The sequence below is a fragment of the Photobacterium sp. 2_MG-2023 genome (genome assembly GCF_030547675.1).
GTDB lineage: Bacteria > Pseudomonadota > Gammaproteobacteria > Enterobacterales > Vibrionaceae > Photobacterium > Photobacterium arenosum.
In genome coordinates this window covers 12,453-31,048 of the sequence record NZ_JAUOQQ010000034.1, presented here as the reverse complement: position 1 = coordinate 31,048, position 18,596 = coordinate 12,453, and the positions used below count along the sequence as shown (strand labels likewise).

At 50.4% G+C, this 18,596-nt stretch carries 14 protein-coding genes; 7 read left to right on the top strand and 7 right to left on the bottom strand.

Annotated elements, in window-relative coordinates; all coding sequences use genetic code 11:
• The first annotated feature begins 3 nt into the window (after positions 1–3).
• The gene (locus tag Q4491_RS20085; protein WP_303460344.1) at positions 4–1,092 is read left to right on the top strand and encodes a toxic anion resistance protein; all 1,089 of its coding nucleotides are present in this window, start codon (positions 4–6) and stop codon (positions 1,090–1,092) included.
• Between the two features lie 60 nt (positions 1,093–1,152).
• On the opposite strand, the gene Q4491_RS20080 is transcribed toward Q4491_RS20085, so the two are convergent.
• Positions 1,153–1,566 (bottom strand): hypothetical protein, encoded by a 414-nt coding sequence (locus Q4491_RS20080; RefSeq protein WP_303460342.1) that lies wholly within the window; start codon positions 1,564–1,566, stop codon positions 1,153–1,155.
• 461 nt (positions 1,567–2,027) lie between these two features.
• Here Q4491_RS20080 and Q4491_RS20075 point away from each other — a divergent pair, with 461 nt between their 5' ends.
• Both Q4491_RS20075 and Q4491_RS20070 read left to right on the top strand, forming a co-directional pair.
• Positions 2,028–3,287 carry an SGNH/GDSL hydrolase family protein gene (locus tag Q4491_RS20075; protein WP_303460339.1) on the top strand — a complete coding sequence of 420 codons (1,260 nt, stop codon included), beginning with the start codon at positions 2,028–2,030 and terminating at the stop codon, positions 3,285–3,287.
• Positions 3,288–3,746: 459 nt separating this feature from the next.
• On the top strand, positions 3,747–4,469 hold the full coding sequence (locus tag Q4491_RS20070) for a hypothetical protein (RefSeq protein ID WP_303460336.1): 723 nt from the start codon (positions 3,747–3,749) through the stop codon (positions 4,467–4,469).
• 291 nt (positions 4,470–4,760) lie between these two features.
• Here Q4491_RS20070 and Q4491_RS20065 read toward each other — a convergent pair whose 3' ends face one another.
• From Q4491_RS20065 to dctP, 5 genes are all read right to left on the bottom strand, one after another.
• Positions 4,761–5,774, bottom strand: coding sequence for a LacI family DNA-binding transcriptional regulator (locus tag Q4491_RS20065; protein ID WP_303460333.1), 1,014 nt, complete (start codon positions 5,772–5,774; stop codon positions 4,761–4,763).
• Positions 5,775–5,870: 96 nt separating this feature from the next.
• Complete coding sequence (locus tag Q4491_RS20060) at positions 5,871–7,307, bottom strand: 6-phospho-beta-glucosidase (RefSeq protein ID WP_303460329.1); 1,437 nt, start codon at positions 7,305–7,307, stop codon at positions 5,871–5,873.
• Between the two features lie 353 nt (positions 7,308–7,660).
• On the bottom strand, positions 7,661–8,947 hold the full coding sequence (locus tag Q4491_RS20055) for a TRAP transporter large permease (RefSeq protein WP_192014911.1): 1,287 nt from the start codon (positions 8,945–8,947) through the stop codon (positions 7,661–7,663).
• A gap of 26 nt (positions 8,948–8,973) precedes the next feature.
• Positions 8,974–9,549 carry a TRAP transporter small permease gene (locus tag Q4491_RS20050; protein ID WP_303460324.1) on the bottom strand — a complete coding sequence of 192 codons (576 nt, stop codon included), beginning with the start codon at positions 9,547–9,549 and terminating at the stop codon, positions 8,974–8,976.
• 57 nt (positions 9,550–9,606) lie between these two features.
• Positions 9,607–10,629, bottom strand: coding sequence for a TRAP transporter substrate-binding protein DctP (gene dctP, locus Q4491_RS20045; protein WP_192014913.1), 1,023 nt, complete (start codon positions 10,627–10,629; stop codon positions 9,607–9,609).
• A gap of 921 nt (positions 10,630–11,550) precedes the next feature.
• On the opposite strand from dctP, the gene yghU reads away from it, so the two are divergent.
• Entirely contained in the window at positions 11,551–12,408 is an 858-nt protein-coding gene (yghU, locus tag Q4491_RS20040) for a glutathione-dependent disulfide-bond oxidoreductase (protein WP_192014914.1), read from the top strand.
• 175 nt (positions 12,409–12,583) lie between these two features.
• Here yghU and Q4491_RS20035 read toward each other — a convergent pair whose 3' ends face one another.
• Entirely contained in the window at positions 12,584–13,513 is a 930-nt protein-coding gene (locus tag Q4491_RS20035; protein WP_218384045.1) for an AraC family transcriptional regulator, read from the bottom strand.
• A gap of 353 nt (positions 13,514–13,866) precedes the next feature.
• Here Q4491_RS20035 and Q4491_RS20030 point away from each other — a divergent pair, with 353 nt between their 5' ends.
• Genes Q4491_RS20030 through Q4491_RS20020 form a run of 3 tightly spaced genes read left to right on the top strand, consistent with a single transcriptional unit; the run spans position 13,867 to position 18,593 of the window.
• Complete coding sequence (locus Q4491_RS20030) at positions 13,867–15,123, top strand: efflux RND transporter periplasmic adaptor subunit (RefSeq protein ID WP_303460320.1); 1,257 nt, start codon at positions 13,867–13,869, stop codon at positions 15,121–15,123.
• Positions 15,124–15,135: 12 nt separating this feature from the next.
• A complete protein-coding gene (locus Q4491_RS20025; RefSeq protein WP_303460317.1) occupies positions 15,136–18,315 on the top strand; it encodes an efflux RND transporter permease subunit in 3,180 nt (1,059 codons plus the stop codon).
• Positions 18,312–18,593 (top strand): hypothetical protein, encoded by a 282-nt coding sequence (locus tag Q4491_RS20020; protein ID WP_237794257.1) that lies wholly within the window; start codon positions 18,312–18,314, stop codon positions 18,591–18,593. Before Q4491_RS20025 ends, Q4491_RS20020 begins: the two co-directional genes overlap by 4 nt.
• Positions 18,594–18,596 lie beyond the last annotated feature (3 nt).

Here is an 18,596-nt window from a genome sequence, read left to right as displayed (position 1 = left end):
AACATGAATGACATTGTGAACCCGGAGCCGCAGCCTGTCCGCTCAGCCAATCCAGCCGACTTGCTGGAGTTGGAAGTGACACCTGAAATCGTTGCCTTGTCTGACAGCTTTGATCCTTTCGACGCTGTTGCAACCATCACTTTTGGTAAAGAAGCGCTGGAAAAAATCACCGCGTTTTCCGATAACGTGCTTGAACAAGTTCGGGTCCGTGATACCGGGGATGCCGGAGAAATCCTGCAATCTATGGTGGAGTCGATGGACAGCGCCGCGTTTGACCGCCTCAAAGGCAATAGCTTTCTGGCGAACCTGCCGCTGATTGGCGAACTGTTTGATTCCTTCAAGAAGTTCTCCCGCAGCTTTGATTCGGTCAAGCAGCAGCTTGAGCAGCTGTCGCAGCAGCTGGAAGCGCAGGAAGTGAAACTGGCGCACGATATCACGCAATTGGATGGCCTGTACGATAACAACCTCGAGTTGCTCAAAGGTCTGGAACACTTCATTGCCGCGGGTAAATACAAACTTAGTCAGTTGAACGTGGATATATTACCAGCCTTGCACGCGGCCTCTGTTCAATCCGGCGATGCGCTGGAAGCGCAGAAATACCGTGATGCCAGTCAGGCCGTCGCGCGACTGGAAAAACGGGTTCATAACCTGGAGCTCACCCGGCTTGCTGCCGTACAGACGGCACCACAGATTCGTTTGTCGCAGGAAGGCAATAAAATGTTGATGGAAGATATCCAGGATATTGTTCATAACACCTTTCCTTTGTGGAAGCGCCAGTTCCTGATTGCGATTTCCAACTACGAAAAGGAAAAAGCGTTGAGAGTCACCCGCACTGTGAAGGATTACACCAACAAACAGTACGTGAAAAACGCTGAACACCTGAAAGTGCTGGAAGAGCAAATTGCTGAAAACTATCAGCGCGGTATCCTGGATCTCGAATCCCTGCAGGCGGTTAACCAATTGACGATAGAAACGCTGAACAACACGTTATCCCGCGTCAAAGAAGGCCGTCAGCAACGCGAACAGGCCGAAAAAGTCATTGCGAAAGCCGAGCAAGAGCTGAAAGTGGCTTTGCAGCAAACGCTTGAATGATGATGTTGGGCTGCACAATAGGTGCGCATTAATCTGAGCGGCAGTGAAAACTGCCGTTTTTTATGGTTGTGTTTTTTGATAATTGTCAGGTTGCTGTATTTTACTCAGTGTTGGATGGAGTGATTTATAACGATATAGAGCCACATTCATCGGAATATAGGTCAGGATAAGAAATGAGATCAACGCCATGGCTCTTGCCTCTATCGCTTCCAGATCAATAATCATCAAGGTAACGAGACAGGGCCATACCATGAAGAACGGTGAGAAATACCGCCAAAATTGTGCTGAAAAATATTGAATACGGTATACATAACCCTGTAAGCCAATCACAGCGAATAATAAAAAAACACAGTCGATGATACTCAGAAATGTCATTTCATCCTGATAGGTAAGACGAATCGCCATGATGAGGTTATAAATACTCAGCCAGAAATAAATTTTCCACAAACGCATGATTTTTAAAATTTTTACCATTTTTAAGTCTTTATATCATATACATTTCAAAGTCATAAATCGAACTATGAAAGAGTGTGGTTGTGGTTCAGTATATATCTTCACCAAACTGAAAGATTGAAGCTTTGAATAAAAATTTCTATTGAATTAAAAACATAATAAATTGGTATTCTTGATGAGGTTCCTGAAATTGAGCCATGAAAGTAAGAACATAGAGCCAATGAATTTTATATAGCATCTGCCCATTCTGCAGTGAGAGAAATATCAACCGGGAAGGCGAATTTCGTGTGCCTGTGTAGGGCTGACGATAATATGGGCAGAGTTATGTATGGCTGCCAGATTCGAACCGTTTTAATCGCTTACAAATTCACCTCGGTTTGAACCGGGTCCCATTTTATTGCTCGTAGTTTCAGTGCAACTTTGACAGATTCCGATACCGTCAACTATAGGTCATACCTCTTACCAATAACGTATGGCTCATTATGAAAAAATTATTACTCCTCATGCTGTTACCCTTTACCGCTGCTGCGCAAAGTGGAGAAGCGCCTGCCTCACACCATCTTTATGCTCAGCCTTTGTCGACGGCGCAGATTGAGCAGGTTCAGGGCAGCAACACTTATACTTATGTCCGTTGCTGGTATCGTCCGGCGCAGACTCACGATGATCCTGCCACAAGCTGGGAGTGGGCGTTAGATGAAAAGGGCGAGTATTACCAGCTCAAGGGTTACTGGTGGTCATCCTTGTCGTTTAAGAACATGTTCTATACCCATACCCCGCAGTCTGAGATCAAAGCGCGCTGTGCGGAAACCCTGGGGGTCAGTCATGAAACGGCTGACATGACCTATTTTGCTGCCGATAACAGCCTGTCTTATAACCATTCTATCTGGACCAACGATCTGGGTATCTCGATGGGCATCAACAAAGTGGTCGCGTTTGGTGATAGTTTGTCGGATACCGGCAACCTGTTCAATGCATCGCAGTGGATGTTCCCGAACCGCAATTCCTGGTTCCTCGGCCATTTTTCTAACGGCTTTGTCTGGACGGAATATCTGGCAGAAAGCCTGAATCTGCCGCTGTACAACTGGGCAGTGGGCGGTGCAGCCGGTTCTAATCAGTATGTCGCGCTTACGGGAGTCACTGAGCAGGTGAGCTCGTATCTGACGTACATGCAGCTTGCTCAGAATTACCATCCGGCCAATACCCTGTTTACGCTGGAGTTCGGGCTGAATGATTTCATGAATTACGACCGCACGGTGGAAGAGGCCAAAGCAGATTACAGCACGGCTATGCAACGTTTAACGGCATCTGGTGCGAGCAATATTCTGTTGATGACCTTACCGGATGCCACCCGTGCGCCGCAGTTTAAGTACGCGACGCAGGAAGAGATCGACAAGGTGCAGGCGAAAATTCTGGCCTTTAACGCTTTCATAAAGGCCGAGGCAAAACGTTATCAGGACCAAGGCGTAAAGGTGGTGTTGTTTGATGCGCACCAACTGTTTGACCAGATCACTACAAATCCTGCATCACACGGTTTTGCCAATGCCAAAGATGCCTGTCTGGATATCAATCGCAATTCCGCGGCGGACTATCTGTACAGCCACAGCTTTACCGATGAATGTGCGTATCATGGTTCGGATAAGTATGTGTTCTGGGGAGTGACGCATCCCACTACGGCAACCCATAAATACATTGCTAATGCCATGTACCTGCCGGTGATTTCCGCGTTTAATATCCAGCCTTAACGACTACTGGATCTTGGCAAGCAGGGCATTTGCCCTGCTTTTTCAGTGAAACGAAAGTGTCAGTGAAAACGAAAGCGGGACAGCAGAATTGCTGGATCTGAGTGCGTTCTATGCTTGCCATTTTCAATGGAAAGCCATAGAAGGGTTTCAAATCGCCTATGGGAACAAGTCAAACCCAGTCGGCTCTCACGAGCGTATTTGTTTATCGGACGCATCTGAGGCAGTTAAAAGAAGATGTCGCATCTGAATATCGTTCGTATTGAGGAATATGAATCAATGAATGGCTTCATCCAGTCGCCTTCATTTTGATTAAGCTTCCTGAAAGTGGTTTTCTGAGTGGGTTATTTCAAGTCATTATTCAGCGTACCAAGTGTCACGGTGAAGCGCTGGAAAAGTTGAATCGCATCGGCAGTGCAGCGAAAGTGACGCTGTCTTTTGAATTGTGGGGTTGGTATAGCAATGCAAAAAAATAAATACGACGATATCGTCACCTGTAACTTGAGTGTCTGGCACAGGCCAGTTGGTTTGGTCTTTTTCCTGGCATCTGTTGTATTGATTGTGCTGTTTCCTTATTTTCCGGTTCAGTACCTGACCGCTTTACTGAGCCTTTGGTCCGTATTACGAAAGAAAGAAATGGTATGGCGAAAAAGGGAGCGTCAGTGGTCTTTTCGAGTTCGGCGATTTTTTCTGTGGCGCCAGACCAGCCACCCGATGACAGATCGCGATGCAGTGATTTTGTATTACGAAAAGCCTGTTGAGGAAGAAAGAGATGGCACGATCATGACTCAATACGGCTGGTTTGAACTTGAGTTCGAACCACAAGCCAGTCGGTTTGATCTGGATAGTCAGTCTGAATATCAAACTGGCGCTCAATATCGATTAAAAAAATTCGATCAGGATGCCAAAGCGCCTGAATTAACGGAGATGATGAAACAAATTATTGAGGTCTACCGTGCCAGCAATCTGGATGTCCGAATCGTCTTCGGATTGGAAGATTTGGATGAGGAAAGATACAGGGCTATCCAAACTGCGCTTGGCATTGATCCATCACGTGCCTCTTTTGAAGGTGCATTGCCTGCTACAGATAAGCGCCCCGATTATTATGAAATAAAGCGATACACACTGACGTCCAGTCAAATGAGAGATGAAACGGCATCGGCAGAACAGCGCAATGATGTTTGACGTATGGCAGACGAGATGAAAATAACAAAAAACACAGACGATAGTGTCATCTGCAACTTAAAGGTCTGGCATAAGCCGTTTGGCTGGTTTTGGACGGTTGTGTTCGCCGGTGATTTCCACGTTTAACATTCAGCCTTAACTCGATACTGGGCCCCAGCAAGCAGGATATCTGCCCTGCTTGGTTACAGAATCAGCTTGGTTACAGAATCAGCTTGGCTACAGAATCAGCTTGGCTACAGAATTTGCTTTGCTAAAGAAAGACGGTTAAACCAGATGTCGCACTCAGTACGATTAGCTCGCCGACGTCAGGGCTTGCGTTGATTCACGCAGTACCAGTTCTCCGCTATAGGTCTGGTGCCGCGTTTGGGCGTGCTCTTTATTGGCTAGGGATACCGCCAGTGTCATGGCATCCTGAGTGAGCTGAACAATCGGCAAGGAGACGGTGGTCAGGCTGGGAATGGCGTAAGCGGCTGCAGGTTCGTTATCAATACCCATCACAGAGACATCCTGTGGTACGCGCTGGCCGTGATCATACAAAGCTCGAATGGCGCCGATTGCCATGTCATCGTTACAGGCAAAAATGGCACTGACGCTCTGCTGGCTGCTGAGGAGCTGTTCCACGGCCTGATAACCGCTTGCCAGAGTATTTGTCCCTTCATGAACCCAGCCGGGCTGTATGGTTATCTGCTGTTGCTCCAGCATTTGCTGATACACCGCATAGCGGATCTGACCGGTTTCGCTCGCCAGTGGGGAAGTAATGCAAGCAATGTGGCGATGACCGAGAGACAGCAAATGTTGCATCGCAATTTCTGCCAGCTGGCGTTGATCCAAACCAAAACTGTGCAGGGTGTTATCTTCAAGCTGACGGTTCAGGATGATCAAAGGTGGCAGTACGCTCTGCTGCAGAGCAGCCAGATCTGCGATGCTGAGATGGCGGCTGTAGAGCAATATCGCGTCGCAGCGCTGGTTGGCTAAGGTGGCAACGGCTTCCCGCTCACCGCTGGCGGTGTTGCGGCTGTTAACCACCAGCAGCTTTTTACTGGCCTGCTGAGTGCTTTGCTCGGCATGGTGCAAAATGCTGCCAAAATAGCTGCTCTGAAAGTGGGGCAGGATAAGGCCGATGGTATTGGAGGTATTGGTTGCCAGCGCCTGTGCCATTGCGTTGGGCTGATAGCCGAGAGCTTGCATGGCAGAAAGCACAGCATCGCGGGTGGCGGCTTTTACCTGCCCGGTGCCGTTTAAAACACGTGACACTGTGGCTTTGGAATAGCCTGTTGCTTTACACACATCGTTTATGGTTGCCATTGCCTGTCCTCTTTATCATCCGGCCACGGGCAGTAAGCCGCGGCCGGATGGCGAGTGTAGCGAACTTTAGCTGTTGTTAGAATGCTTTATCCGTCGTTACAGGCTTTCACCCTTGGTGGCGATGACGTTTTGATACCAGAAGAAACTCTTTTTCTTCGACCGTGCCATGGTGCCACTGCCGTCATCGTGTTTATCGACATAAATGAAGCCGTAGCGTTTCCGGTATTCCCCGGTAGTGAAAGACACGCAGTCGATGCAGCCCCACGGGGTGTATCCCATGACATCAACGCCCTCAATTGTTATAGCTTCTTTAACCGCCCGGATATGCGCACTCAGGTAGTCAATCCGGTAGTCGTCATTGATCGAACCATCATCTTCGACCTGATCAATGGCGCCAAAACCGTTTTCGACGATGAAGATAGGTTTCTGGTAGCGTTCATACAGATCAGACAGCGCGACGCGCAGGCCATCGGGATCAATCTGCCAGCCCCAGTCAGAGGCTGGAAGGTAAGGGTTCAGCTTACTGTCTTCAAACAGGGAAGTGGTTTCGCCGTCTGGGTCTTTCTTCGCCGACACTATGTTGGTCATGTAATAGCTGATGGCCAGATAGTCAGCGCAACCTTCACGCAAAATGGCCTCATCACCGGGCTGCATTTCAACCGCGATGCCATTGCGTTCCCACTCTTTGCGCAGGTAGCTGGGATAATAGCCCCGTACCTGAACGTCACTGAACAGGTATTTCTGACGCATCAGCTCTTGCGCCAGCAGCACGTCATCAGGATGACAGGTGGCCGGATAGAGCGGCATCATGTGAATCATGCTGCCGATTTTGAAATCCGGGTTGATGGCATGGCCCAGTTTTACCACTTTTGCACTGGCCAGAAACTGGTGGTGTAGCACCTGATACATCACTTGTTCCGGATTGCCATGATCGCTGTAGATCATGCCTGAGTTGCAGTAACCCCAGATAGGCAGTTTCCAGTTGCGCTGGTTATTGATTTCGTTGAAGGTGATCCAGTATTTCACCTTGTGTTTATAACGCTCCATCACGACCTGGCTGAAGGCCACGAAGAAGTCCGCAACCTTACGGTTCAGCCAGCTGCCGTAGTGTTTCACCAGGTGGTTCGGCATCTCAAAGTGAGAAAGGGTGATCACAGGTTCGATGCCGTGTTTGAGCAACTCATCAAACATATCGTCATAGAACTGCAGCCCGGCTTCATTGGGCTCTTTTTCATCGCCATTGGGAAAAATGCGTGTCCAGGCAATGGAAGTCCGGAAGCATTTGAAGCCCATTTCGGCAAACAGCGCGATGTCTTCTTTGTACCTGTGATAGAAATCAACCGCTTCATGGTTGGGATAGAAGTGATCCGCTTCTACCGACTCGGTGATCACTCGCGGCACTTCATGGGCGCCTTTGGTCAGCACATCCACCACGCTGACGCCTTTGCCTCCCTGATCCCAGCCCCCTTCGACCTGATGGGCAGCCACTGCGCCGCCCCAGAGAAAATCAGTCGGAAAGCCTTGTTGTGACATCTGTAACCCCCTTGTGCTGGCAAAACGATCTCATGAACAATATTGGATCCTGAGTGCAGTGTAGATCATACAATCTTAAAATGTAACCGGTTTCTGTAACCGGTTTCTTTTCTTTGGCGGGTTTGGCTGTTTGGCAGAAACCAGGGAAGCATTACGCTTGCTGGCCAGTAGATGGCATTTGGTTAGTGCTTGGGCGCTGGAGAAAAGGCTCAGAAGAGCAGGCAGTATGCCAGCCTGAGTACGTGAATACATTCGTACGTGAATAGATTGGCTGACATACTGTCTGTGCTTAAAGCGGGAACCATTTTTTTGCTCTGTACCTGAGCAGAGCGCGGACTTTACCCTGCTGGTGGCTAGTCTGCGAACGCAACGTCACGCAGGAATAAAGCAATTTCAGGGAAGATCACGAGCAGGGTGGCTGAAAGCAGCAAGATGGCAATAAAGGGGCCAGTTCCTCGCACCACTTCCCAATAGGGTTTTTTAAATATCGCAATGGCAGTAAAGATGTCACAGCCAAACGGCGGTGTGGCGGAGCCGATCGCCACCTGCAAGGTAATAATGATCCCGACATGAACCGGATCGAGATTGGTGGCTTCGATGGCTGGCGCAAAAATTGGCGTCAGCACCAGAATCACTACAATCGGGTCGACGAACATGCAAGCGATGAAGAAAGCCACAGAGATGGATGCCAGCACCCCGAGCGGGCCCATTTCATCAATGCCGACCGCTTCCAGGATCATTTGCGGAATCTGCGCGAAGGATATGATCCAGGAAAAGCCGTTCCCTACACCGACCAGAATGAAAACAACCGCGGTAATCAAACCGGTGGATTTGGCAATGGCGTAAATATCTTTGCTGCCCAGTGAGCGAAAAACAATGAATTCCAGAAACACGGCGTAAAGCACGCACACGGCTGCGGCTTCCGTCGGGCTGAAGATGCCGCCGTAAATCCCGCCTACTATGATCACCGGAAACATCAGCGGCCAGATGGCGCTTTTAGCGGCATCAAAGCGCTCAGACCAGCTGGCGCGTTCTTCTGTCGGTACCTTATTGATGGTGGCGTAAGCCAGACAATACAGAGAAAAGAACAGCAGAATCATCAGACCGGGGCCGACGCCAGCAATGAAAAGCTCAGCGATAGAGGTTTCCGAAATGACACCATAGATGATCATCCCGATACTGGGCGGGATCAAAAAGGCGATATCACTGGCATTGATAATCAGGGCCAGCGAGAAAGAATCGCTGTAACCGGCTTTGAGCAACTTGGGGCGCAGCGTGGAACCCACGGCGACAACGGTAGCCTGAGTAGAGCCCGAAACCGCGCCAAACAGGGTGCAGGAAGCGGCGGTACTGATGGCAAGCCCCCCCCGGATATGACCGATAAAAGTCATCACCATATTGATCAGGCGATCAGCAGAGTGGCCGCGGGTCATAATATCAGCGGCCAGAATAAACATAGGGACGGCTATCAGAGAGGCCGGCCGGATCCCACCCAGCACCTGCTGGATAAAAGTATCCATTTGTCCCATACCGCCAAACATCATGTAGAAACCGGTCAGGGCGGCGGTAATCAGAGGGATCATCATAGGGAAGCCGATCAACAGCATCACTATCATGATCAGCATTAAGGTCATTGCCATGGTGAATACCTTCTGAACTTCATTTTTTATGCTTTATTTTTGGTTTCTGTGTACTCGTCAAGCACACCGGTGGACAGGTAGATTTCCGGGCTGGTCGCATTTTTATAGGCGGTCAGCAAGTACTGCACACCAGTGACGGCAAACCCCAGGGGAACCCAGATATATATCCACCAAATTTCAAAGCCTAATGCTGGCAAAATACGGCCACGTTCAAAAACAGACAGCACATACTGGTAGGAAAAATAAGCCAGCAGGAACATGATCGCGGCAGTGATGACTGAAATCAGGATCATGACGATTTTCCGGCCTTTGAAAGGCAGCATGTCATACAACGCAGACATACGGATGTGGCGGCCATGGCGGGCAGCATAGCCGATGCCGGCAAAAGTAATCAGAATAATAAGTATGCGATTGATTTCGCCGGAGAAAAACAGGCCCTGGCTAAAGCCGAACCGCGCTACTACGTTTACGCAGGTGTTCAGGGCCATGAGCAGCACACCAGTAGCAAGCATGAAGGATTCAATTTTACTGATCAGTGTATCGACTTTGCCGAGCACACCGGGCAATTCCGAGTGGTATTCCAATGATTCGGAATCGGACATAACAACTTCCTCAAACAGTAAGGTACCGCCTGTCAGGCGGTACCTCGTACGACTTTATTATTGTTGAGCAGCTTTTAAGTCAGCTTTGAACTGATCCAGCAGTTTCTGACCGTCCGACCCTGTCATTTCAATAAAGGTTTTTTCTACCTGGGGTGCACGCTCTTTGAATTTTGCAATTTGCTCGGCAGATAAGCGCGTTACCGTGACATCGTCACTGGATTGCTTGATTTTAGCGAGGGATTTCTCAGCCAGACCCGTAATGTGTTTCATGGTCTCGCTGAACGCGTATTCCGCCGCTTGCCTTACCATTTCCTGGTCTTCGTCTGACAGACCATCAAAGAACTTCTTGTTGGCCATTGAAGCTGTGGTGAACCAGCCATGGTGCGTAAAGATCAGGTTTGGCGAGACTTCGTACAAACCGCCGGACTCAATCCAGAAGATAGGGTTTTCCTGGCCCTGAATCATATTGGTCTGCAGGGCACCGTATACTTCACCCCAGGGCAGCGGGGTCGGGGTAGCGCCAAAGGCTTCATAGGTGGAGGACAGCAGAGGGTTAGTCATGACTCGGATTTTTTTGCCTTTTAACTCTTCCGGAGAGGTAATAGGTTCATCAACCGTCATCACCATTTCGCCTTCAGGGTACATCTTGAGCAGCTCTAAGCCTTGTTCTTCATACAGTGCAGGGAAGTTGTTGTTCACTGCTTTACTGGTTTTGAAGAAATTGATTACCGCCTTCATGTCTGTTGGCATCAGGTAAGGGATGAAGAAAATTTGTGCCTCAGGAATGAGCGAGCCGGTAAAGCCGGGTGACTGGTTAACAAACTGCAGAATTCCTGCCTGGGTTTGCTCCATAATATCGTCTGATTCGCCCAGCTCACCAAAGCGGTATATTTTCAGATTATGGTCAGAGTGCTCTTCAATATAATCTTTAAATTTGTGGGCATAAACGTCTTGTACATCGCCTTCATATTCTTCGTGAGCGTAACGCCAGGTATCTGCATTAGCCAGAGTGGAAAATCCTAAAGTTGCAGCAACACAAGACATTGCAGCAATTTGCTTGATATGACGGTGAATAAACATCACGTCCCTCCTTGTTGGAATGCGTTAAAGCCATTTCAGACAACAATAATTAATCCGTGATGTTTTAATGCACGGTTAATTGCGGTTTTTATCCGGTTGAATAGTGGCAATTTTCAGTGTCAGTCCTTTAATACCCTGACAATATTATTGTTTTTATTAAAGTAATTCGTCGATGGAATGTCTTCTGATGTGACTTGAGTCACGATTATTTGTCAGGGTTTTTAATGTGATAAATAATATCCATACAAAGGTTGACATTGTTTTTGTTGGCTTTGTTTAAGAGAGTGGTAACAATGATTTGTTTTTAATTGAACGATTAATTAAATTAATTTTTCTCATCTGAAGCATGGAACGAACAGCCATTATTAATTTAATGTTTATTACTGATTGTTGCGGTTGTTTTTTATGATTATGTGGCTATTTTTAGCCACTGGCGTTTTAACGCTTTGGTTTATTGTTCACAGAGGGTAAACACAAGTCAAGAGTAGTCATAGCAGGAAATGGGGGTAATAAGTAAAGCAGCTTATTTATAATAAGGTGCCTGATGCTAAGTAAAAGTGTGTGTGTTTTTGTGCCTTGATGCAGAGATATATCTGAAAAGGACAAATAATGAAGAATACACCCTGATGGTTTCACAGGTTTTGCAATATTCTGATTGTGCATCGGTCTTTCTTTGTTAATGCGCAGGGTTTGTGAAAGAGTCAAAGCGCCTGGACGGGCTGAATTATGCAGCCAAGTGTGTATTGCTCTGACGGGACAGGCAAAAGCGTCTCAGGCTGCCTTGTCATTCAGGCCTATATAATTTGTGAAACTTGTTAATAGTAAAGGGTTCTAACTCACAAGCGTTTGAGGCCGTGATTTGGCAGAGAATGGCCCAATATGTATCAGTCAGGGTCGAATTTATTCAATGAGGTAAACAGAATGGCAAATGAATACGTACCACCGAAAGTCTGGACTATGGATGCTGAAAACGGCGGTGAGTGGGCAAGTATCAACCGTCCCGACTCCGGTGCCAGACATCAGCAGGCATTGCCTGTGGGTGCCCATCCATTACAGCTTTATTCTCTGGCCACGCCAAATGGCCAGAAGATTACTATTATGCTTGAAGAGCTGCTGGCGCTGGGTGTTACCGATGCCGAGTATGATGCGTACCTGATTAACATAGGCGATGGCGATCAGTTCTCCTCGGGCTTTGTGGCGGTTAATCCGAATTCAAAAATTCCGGCGCTGGTGGATCAATCCGGCCCCGCACCTGTCAATGTGTTTGAGTCGGGTTCTATTCTGGTCTATCTGGCGGAAAAATTCGGCTACTTTTTACCGGTCGACATTGCCGAGCGTACCCGAGTACTGAACTGGCTGTTCTGGCTGCAAGGCTCTGCGCCTTATCTGGGCGGCGGCTTCGGGCATTTTTATGCCTATGCGCCGGAGAAGTTCGAATACCCGATCAATCGCTTCACCATGGAAGCCAAACGCCAGCTGGATGTGCTGGATAAGCAACTGGCAAACCATACCTTTATTGCCGGTGAAGAATACAGCATTGCTGATATGGCGATCTGGCCCTGGTACGGCAATCTGGTACTGGGCTATGCCTATGATGCGGCAGAGTTTCTGGATGCCGGCAGTTATCAGCATGTGCAGCGGTGGGCGAAAGCGATTCTTGAACGTCCGGCGGTACAGCGCGGTCGTATTGTGAACAGAACGTCCGGTGAAGAATGGGAAGTGCTCCCTGAGCGACACAGCGCCGCAGATATTGATGCTGTGCTCAAACTGAAGCCCTGATTTATTCAGCACTCGTTTTTCAGTAGTTGTAAGCAACAGGCTTAGAAGTGGCAGCGTCGTCTGCCACTTTTTATTGTCATCCCTAAACCACTGCCTATGGCGGTGAGGATTACTTCAAAGGATCACTGCAATCTCATTACTGCGCTTTTACTCAGTGGGTTGGTAAAGCTCTGAACTACATTTGAACCCTGTCATCGACCATTGGCTTGTGGCCTCTCAGGCGGCTGATGTCTGTCATCGGTGGGATGCCAAACAGCCGGCTGTATTCGCGGTTGAAATGGGAAGGGCTTTCATAGCCGACTCTGTAGCTGGCGGCGGAGGCGTCTATGCCGTCCTGTAGCATGATCCGGCGCGCTTCATTGAGCCGGAGTTGTTTCTGAAACTGCAACGGCGTCATGGATGTCACGGCTTTGAAGGCATTGAACAGCGAAGACTGACTCATATGAACCATATCGGCCAGCTCCTGTACCCGGATTGGCTCTTTAAAGCGCTGCTGGATCAGCTCGACGACTTTACTGATGCGGTTGGCCTGGGTATCCCGTAACAAAAACTGGCGAAGCTGAACCCCTACCGGGCTTTTCAGCAGTCTGAACATGAGTTCCCGTTTAAGCAGCGGCAACATAACGGGGACATCTTCCGGATGGTCGAGTAAGGCCAGAAAACGTTTGAACACCGACAGTATATCGTCATCAGATGCCACGGTTCTGATGCAGTAAGGACACTTGGTAATGGCTTCGGGTGGCTCGTTCATGGTGATCAGTAAATCTGTCAGTTCCTTGAGATCCAGCGAAATACTGATACCGATGTAAGGCTGCTCTTCTGAAGCGCGAAGGATCTCGCCGACAACAGGCATCATTACAGGCACCAGTAATAAATCGCCTTCTTTCAGTAACAATTCACGCGCCCCGGCCGTAATGCGCTTTTCGCCCTGCAGCAGCAAACACAGCATAGGGCTGTAGATGGTGGGTGAGCAGGAGGTATTTTCCGTGCTGTGCACCAGCTTAATCTCCGGCAACGCCGTTTCGGTCAGTCCCGGCCCGTCAATATGCCGATTCACCAGGTTGATTAATTCTTGTTGGGTACCCGTCATAGTGTCACTCACCATTTTCTCATCCACATACGACTATAGAGTATAAGGCAAGCGTACTGCTACTGTTTTATCTCATAATGACAATTAGAGGATTAGGCAAGGATTGTGTAGGAAAAGGCAAGATATCAGCTGTGGCGCGTTTCTGTCTTTTACAGACTCAAGAGTCTGTAATCTTTATCGCTACTGGTGTGATTACTTGCTGAATTGATTTGTTTGTAGAAATAGGCAATCTTCTCCGAGCTTTCGACAATATCAATACGCTGAATGGAACATAGAATGACAAGGTGAAATCCGATCCCTCTTTAGTGGTTCGGATAAGACATTGCATTTATCGAATTTCACGTATCAAAGTCAGAGAGGATTGCCTGATGACCCTATTCACCCCATTCAGAAACGTGTTCAGGAAACAGCTTCTTGGTGGCATGTCTGTCTTTCTGGTGTCCGCCTCCGGGACAGCTATCGGCAATGAATCTCCGGCATCACCGCCGCTGCCTGCCATCAGTGTGGCGACGGTGCTCAGTGAACGTATCACTGAGTGGGATGAATACACAGGCCGTTTGCAGGCACCCGAGACAGTGGTGCTCAAACCCCGCGTTTCCGGTTACGTGACTGAAGTGGCTTACCGCGAAGGCGATCTGGTTCATCAGGGTGATGTGCTGTTCAGTATTGACGATCGCCTGTTTCGCGCCGAAGTTGAACGCTTGGAGGCGCAGCAGGCCAGTTTGCAGAGTCAGTTAAAACTGGCCGAGAGTGAGTTTGTCCGCGCCAAACGACTGAACGCCACCAAAGCCATTTCTGCCGATGTCTATGACAACCGTCAGGCGGCATTACAGCAGGCCAGGGCCGAGCTGGATGCGCTGAAAGCCTCGCTCAAGCACGCGCGCTTGCAGTTGTCATTCACCCAGGTGGTGTCGCCGATTGACGGCAGAGTCTCACACGCGCAGGTCACGCAGGGCAATTATGTCACCAGTGGCCAGAGCGAGCTGACGACCATAGTGTCGACCGAACGGATGTACGCCTGGTTTGATGTCGATGAGCAAACCTACCTCAATTATGCCCGCAACCATCTGGTGCGTGTGTCGGAAACCCGTGATTCCAGTCCTGTGATGATGGCACTGTCTGGCGATGCCGGATTTTCATATCAGGGCCATATCGATTTTATCAATAACAGTGTCAATCAGCAGACCGGCTCGATTCGGATGCGGGCCACCTTTGAGAATAAAGCCCAGATGCTGATGCCCGGCCTGTTTGCCCGCTTACGGTTGATCGCCAGCAAACCTTATGACGCGATTCTGATTGATGAAAAAGCCGTCGGCACCGATCTCAACCGGAAGTATGTCCTTAAGCTTGATGACGCCAATGTGGTGACTTACCAGCCAGTGACCCTGGGTGAGAAAGTCGCCGGTTTGCGTGTGGTGCAATCCGGCCTGACGACAGAGGACAGAATTGTGGTCAGCGGGCTGCAGAAGATCCGGCCGAGTATGCAGGTTGCGCCGAAAGTTGTGGAAATGGCCACGACAGAGCAACTGGCCGATATTCACCGCTATCAGCAGTGGCACACAGAAGACAACAGTGTGGAAGGAAGCGGTGTGCTGACCGCCCGCCAATCAACCGACGCACAGTAATCAGGACAGACTATGTTTTCACAATTTTTTATCCGCAGACCGGTATTTGCTTCTGTGTTGTCGCTGCTGTTTGTCATTGTCGGCAGTATTGCGGTCTGGCAGTTGCCGGTGACTGAATATCCGGAAGTGGTGCCGCCGACAGTGGTGGTCACGGCCAATTATCCCGGTGCTAATCCGGGCGTGATTGCCCAGACAGTGGCTTCGCCGCTGGAGCAGGAAATCAATGGTGTGGAGAACATGCTGTACATGTCTTCGCAGTCCACCGCAGACGGCATGATGACACTGACCATCACTTTTGCCATCGGCACAGATGTAGATCTCGCCGTCTCGCAGGTACAAAGCCGGGTTGACCGGGCGCTGCCGCGTCTGCCACAGCAGGTGCAGCGGCTGGGCGTGGTGACGGAAAAATCTTCGCCGAACCTGACCATGGTGGTGCATCTGTTCTCGCCTGACGACCGCTATGACATGCTGTATCTGTCCAACTTTGCCAATCTCAAGGTCAAAGATGAGCTGGCGAAAGTCAGCGGTGTCGGTTCAGTACGCTCCTTTGGTGCCGGCAACTTCAGCATGCGGGTCTGGCTGGATCCCAATCAGGTCGCCGCGTTGAACCTCACGCCGTCCGATATTGCCGAGGCGATCCGCCAGCAGAACCAGCAGGCTGTGGCAGGCAGTCTGGGTACCCAGCCGGCAAGCCATTCGGATTATCAGTTACTGATCAATGTCAAAGGGCGTCTGTCGACGGTTGAGGAATTTGAAAACATCATCATCCGTGTCGGGGAGCAGGGTGAAATCAGCCGCCTGAAAGATGTGGCGCGGATTGAGCTGGGTGCAGATTCCTACGCGCTGCGCTCCACGCTCGATAATCAGGATGCCGCCGCCATCGGTATTTTCCAGGCCGCGGGTTCGAATGCGATTCAAATCTCCAATGATGTGCGCGATACCATGGCGCGTCTGGCGGAAGATTTCCCGGAAGGCGTATCTTACGAAATCGCCTATGACCCGACTGTCTTTGTGCGCGGATCAATTGAAGCGGTCATTCAGACCCTGCTGGAAGCCGTGCTGCTGGTGGTTGCCGTGGTGGTGCTGTTCCTGCAAACCTGGCGGGCGTCAATTATTCCACTGGTGGCGGTGCCTGTCTCGCTGATCGGCACTTTCGCCTTTATGCTTCTGATGGGATTCTCCCTCAATGCGCTGTCGCTCTTTGGCCTGGTGCTGGCAATCGGCATCGTAGTGGACGATGCCATCGTGGTGGTGGAAAACGTCGAGCGGAACATCAGTGAAGGATTGTCCCCGGTTGATGCGACGGTGAAAGCCATGCGCGAAGTGACCGGGCCGATTGTCGCGACTACACTGGTGCTGGCGGCGGTGTTTATTCCGACGGCCTTTATGACCGGACTGACCGGCCAGTTTTACAAGCAGTTTGCACTCACCATTACCATTTCTACTTTTATCTCAGCGATCAATTCGCTGACCCTGAGCCCGGCGTTATCCGCGCTGTTGCTCAAAGGCCATGATGCGCCGAAAGACTGGCTGACCAGAGGTATGGACCGGCTGTTCGGCCGCTGGCTGTTCAATCCGTTTAACCGTTTTTTCAGTGCCTTGTCGGGCGGTTATGGCGTGGTAGTGCGCAAAGTCATCCGGGCCGGTGCCATTGCATCGGTGGCTTATGTTGCCTTGCTGGGTTTCACTGGCTATCAGTTTGCCACCACGCCAACCGGCTATATTCCGGCGCAGGACAAGCAGTACCTGATTGCCTTTGCGCAATTGCCGAATGCCGCGTCGCTGGATCGCACCGATGCGGTGCTGGAAAAGATGTCCGATCTGGCGCTGGCGCAGGCTGGTGTCACCAAGACTCTGGGTTTCCCCGGACTGAGCATCAATGGTTTTACCAATGCGTCCAACAGCGGCATCGTGTTTGTGACGCTGGATGATTTCGACAAACGTCAGGATCCGGCAGCCAGTGCCAACGCGATTGCTGCCCGGCTGAATCAGCAGTATGCCGGCATTGAAGAGGCGTTCGTTGCTGTCTTCCCGCCGCCACCTGTGATGGGCCTTGGCACTATCGGCGGATTCCGGCTGCAGATTGAAGACAGAAACGGGCTGGGTTTTGAGGCCTTGCATCAGGCAACTATGACGGTGATGCAAAAGGCAGCCGCAACCCCTGAGCTGGCCGGGGTCTTTTCCGGCTATCAGGTCAACGTACCGCAACTGGATATCGAGGTCGACCGCACTAAGGCCATGCAGCAGGGCGTGAACCTGGATGTGCTTTTCCAGACGCTGCAAGGGTATCTCAGCTCAACGTACGTCAATGATCTGAACCTGTTTGGCCGTACTTATCAGGTTAATATGCAGGCGGATCAGGCATATCGTCAGGATGCCGCGCAGGTGGGCCAGATCAAAGTCCGCAATGCGCAGGGGGACATGGTGCCGATTGACTCTTTCATCCATGTGAAAGACAGCGCCGGACCGGATCGCGTGATGCACTACAACGGCTTTATGACGGCGGAAATCAACGGCGGACCGGCTCCCGGCTACAGCTCCGGGGAAGCGCAGGCGGCCATTGAGAAAATACTGGCTGACACCCTGCCGCGGGGCATGAGCTATGAGTGGACCGAGCTGACCTATCAGCAGATGATCACCGGGGATTCAAACCTGTATGTGTATCCCTTGGTGATCCTGCTGGTGTTCATGGTCCTGGCCGCTCAGTATGAAAGTGTCCGCCTGCCGCTGGCGATCATTCTGATTATTCCGCTCACCCTGCTTTCTGCGCTCAGTGGCGTGGTGCTCTACGGCGGGGATAACAATATCCTGACCCAGATCGGCTTTATCGTACTGGTCGGGCTGGCAACCAAGAATGCGATTCTGATCGTGGAGTTCGCCAAAGAGCTGCAGGATCGAGGCTATTCGGTGAAAGACGCGATTCTGGAAGCCAGCCGGTTGCGACTGCGTCCGATTCTGATGACGTCTATTGCATTTATTATGGGTGTGGCGCCATTGGTGTATTCCACCGGCGCGGGTGCCGAGATGCGTCAGGCCATGGGCGTGGCGGTCTTCTCGGGCATGATAGGTGTGACTGTGTTTGGTCTGTTGCTGACACCGCTGTTTTATTACCTGCTGGCAAAACGCGGACAGCAGAAAGCACAGGCGACAACAGAGCCCCCCACGTTGGAAAGCGTTCAAGAGGCATCATGAGTGATATCTGGCAGGACACATGCGTCGGCATACTGCTGTACAGTGCAGTCAGCTTCTCTCCTGTGCTTAACAGCTCACTGTCACCCGAGAGGCTGTTTCAGGCCTCTCGGGAGGCTTCGCAATACAATGGGGAGGCCTGGCAGCATCTGTTGAATCCGGCCGTTTTGACCAGCTTGCCTGAGCAGACGGCCGGTTTGACAGAGACTGTGATTATGGGCCTTTGCCGGGGTGAGCAGGGCGGGCAGATCATCTGGCAGATCGAGCCGTCTGAGCTCTGACTT